Below are 2860 nucleotides of genomic sequence, written 5' to 3'. Positions count from 1 at the left end.
TTCCTGCGGCGGCGCCTGACCGGCGACTACCGGATCGACGAGTTCGGCTTCGACGAGGAGCTCACCGAGCAGGTCTTCCTGTCGCTGATGCGCCCGCTCGCGGACAAGTACTTCCGGGTCGAGGTGCGCGGCGCGGAGAACCTGCCCACCAAGGGCGGCGCGCTGGTCGTCGCCAACCACTCCGGCGTGCTGCCGCTGGACGCGCTGATGACACAGGTCGCCATCCACGACCACGCCGACCGCCACCTGCGGATGCTCGCGGCGGACCTGGTCTTCGTGCTGCCGGTCGTGAACGAGCTGGCCCGCAAGGCCGGGCACACGCTCGCCTGCAACGAGGACGCGCAGCGGCTGCTGGAGAACGGCGAGATCGTCGGGGTCTGGCCGGAGGGCTTCAAGGGCATCGGCAAGCCCTTCGCCGACCGCTACAAGCTCCAGCGCTTCGGCCGCGGCGGCTTCGTCTCGTCCGCACTGCGGGCCGGGGTCCCGATCGTGCCGTGCTCGATCGTCGGGGCGGAGGAGACCTACCCGATGATCGGCAACGCGAAGACCCTGGCCCGTCTGCTGGGCCTCCCGTACGTGCCGATCACTCCCACGTTCCCGTGGCTCGGCCCGCTGGGGGCGCTGCCGCTCCCCACGAAGTGGGTCATCCAGTTCGGCGAACCGATCCCCACGGACGCGTACCCGCCGGAGGCGGCGGACGACCCGATGCTGATGTTCAACCTGACGGACCAGGTCCGCGAGACCATCCAGCACACGCTCTACCGGATGCTGGTCCAGCGGCGTTCGGTGTTCTTCTAGTCGCACCGGTCAAGGGTGTGAGGCCGAGCCCATATCCGGCTCGGCCTCACACCCCTAGATCGCTAGCCGCCCGAGACCCCGATCCCGATCCCCGGCAGCAAGCCCCCGACCAAAGGGGGGATCGTCAGGCTGCTGCCTCCCGAACCGCTCGGGCTTGCGCTCGGCGTGGCGGACGGGGCGGTGGAGGGCGAGGCGCCGCCGAGGAGGCCGCCGACGCTGCCGAGGCCGGAGCCGCCGACGAGGTTGCCCGTACCGGAGGTGGTCTGGCCCGAGGGCGCCGAGGAGGGCGAAGCCCCGCTCTGCATCGTGCCCGTGCCCGACGTCGTGCTGCCCGTGGGGGCCCCGACGGACGTGGACGGCGACGGGGAGCCGCTCGGGTCGGAGCCGGACCCCGCGCCCGGCTGGGCCGGGAGCAGCGGGGTGACCTCCTGCCTTATCCCGGAGAGCAGGCCGCGCACCTGCGAAGCCACCGGGTCGAGCTGGCCGGGGAGTTCGGGCTCGAGCTGGTCCATCGCGCGGCTCTGCACCGCGGCGAAGCCGGCCAGCTGCTGCAGCGGTGCGAGCGAGTGACTGCGCCGGTAGATCTCGTTGAGCAGATCACGGCCGCGCTTGCCCTCGGCGTTCATGTCGGACAGTGCGCGGTCGAGGTCGGCGATGGTCTGCGGGCTGAGCCGACGGGGACCCACCGGCGTACCGCGGCCCATCAGTCGACGGGCCTCGTCCATGCGCGTGGAGGCCTCGTCCAGCAGCAGCTTGCCACGTTCCTCGTCGGATCCGGCGAGGTTGAGCCGCCAGTCCTCCAGGCCCCGCTTCATGCCGTAGAGGGAATCCCCGGGCAGGGACGACGTGGCGGCGACGGCCACGCCACCGAGCGTGCCGAGCGCCATCATCGAGGCCAGACCGCCGACGGCGAGGCGGCGACCCCAACGGGTGGACGGCCACAGCGCCGCGGGCCGACCCGCGCGGTGGGAACCGCGACGGGAGCGCTGGGCAGGCACGGTCGCGCCGCCACCGCCGGCGTAGGCCCGCTCGAACTCGGCCACCAGCAGCGCGCGTTGGGTCAGACGGACCTGAGGGTCAAGGCTCGGCCCGGACACGGTGGCCAGGGTGGTCACCATGGCGAGCATATGGTCGTACTGTCCCTCGCCGGGCTCTTCGTCGAACCGGGCCTCCCGGGCATCCACGGCGTCGGCGAAGGCTCTCGCCCGACGGAACTCCAGCACGTTCGCTGTCATGGGCAGCACCTCCTCTCGACGTTATCGACTGTTCGGCCGATCGGCAGGTTGCACCGTCGCGCCACCATCCACCCGAAAGGGTGAAGCAGTTCCCGGAATTGGGCCTTGCATCCTGCGCAACGATTGTGAGAGAGGAGGGTTACGCAAGCGTCAGCTCCACCGGTATGCGCGTCGCCGCTACCGGGCATCGCTCGGCAGCAGTCGGGCCAGCGTGCGGACCGCGCGGTACTGCAAGGTCTTGATCGCTCCCTCGTTCTTGCCCATGATCCGGGCCGTCTCCGCCACCGAAAGCCCCTGCAGGAAGCGGAGCGTGACGCACTCCTGCTGCTGCGGGTTGAGCCGGCGCACGGCCTCCAGCAGGGCGGCGTTGGAGAGCGACTCCAGCACCGACTCCTCGGGGCTCGGCTCGACCTGGTTGGAGTCGAGCATCTCGCCGGTGGTGACCTCCAGCCGGAACCGGCTGGACTTGAAGTGGTCGGCCACCAGGTTCCGCGCGATGGTGACCAGCCAGGCGCCGAAGTCCCGGCCCTGCCAGGTGAAGGTGCCGATGCGGCGCAGCGCCCGCAGGAAGGTCTCGCTGGTGAGGTCCTCGGCCGTGGCCCGGCCCCCGACGCGGTAGTAGATGTACCGGTAGACCGTGTCGGCGTAGTGGTCGTAGAGCCGGCCGAAGGCCTCGCCGTCGCCGTCCTGGGCGCGTTCGACCAGCGCCATGATCGGGTTCCCGGCCGGGCTCTCCCACCCGGAACCCGTGCCCGCCTCGGACCCGGCCGACCCCGCCGCGCCTGCCGCCCCCGTGGCCGCGCCGGCTGCGGCGGCCGCCGCAGCGC

3 protein-coding genes are annotated in these 2860 nt (G+C 71.6%); 1 reads left to right on the top strand and 2 read right to left on the bottom strand.

The window, feature by feature from the left end; all coding sequences use genetic code 11:
- Positions 1–798, top strand: a 798-nt coding sequence (locus tag TR49_RS24690; protein WP_042385397.1) for a lysophospholipid acyltransferase family protein, incomplete at its 5' end; no start/stop codon positions are given.
- Positions 799–860: 62 nt separating this feature from the next.
- Here TR49_RS24690 and TR49_RS24685 read toward each other — a convergent pair.
- Positions 861–2033, bottom strand: a complete 1173-nt coding sequence (locus tag TR49_RS24685) for a DUF5667 domain-containing protein (protein ID WP_042385394.1) — start codon at positions 2031–2033, stop codon at positions 861–863.
- Positions 2034–2210: 177 nt separating this feature from the next.
- Positions 2211–2860, bottom strand: a 650-nt coding sequence (locus TR49_RS24680; protein WP_042385628.1) for an ECF subfamily RNA polymerase sigma factor, BldN family, incomplete at its 5' end; no start/stop codon positions are given.

The sequence above is a fragment of the Streptacidiphilus melanogenes genome, assembly GCF_000787835.1.
Taxonomy (GTDB): Bacteria; Actinomycetota; Actinomycetes; order Streptomycetales; family Streptomycetaceae; genus Streptacidiphilus; species Streptacidiphilus melanogenes.
Note: the sequence above shows the minus strand (reverse complement) of the source record. Positions and strands in the feature narration are given on the sequence as shown.

What these genes read in the sequence shown, in the direction of transcription:
- TR49_RS24685 (WP_042385394.1), bottom strand. Translation starts at nt 2,033, where the DNA reads ATGACAGCGAACGTGCTGGAGTTCCGTCGGGCGAGAGCCTTCGCCGAC.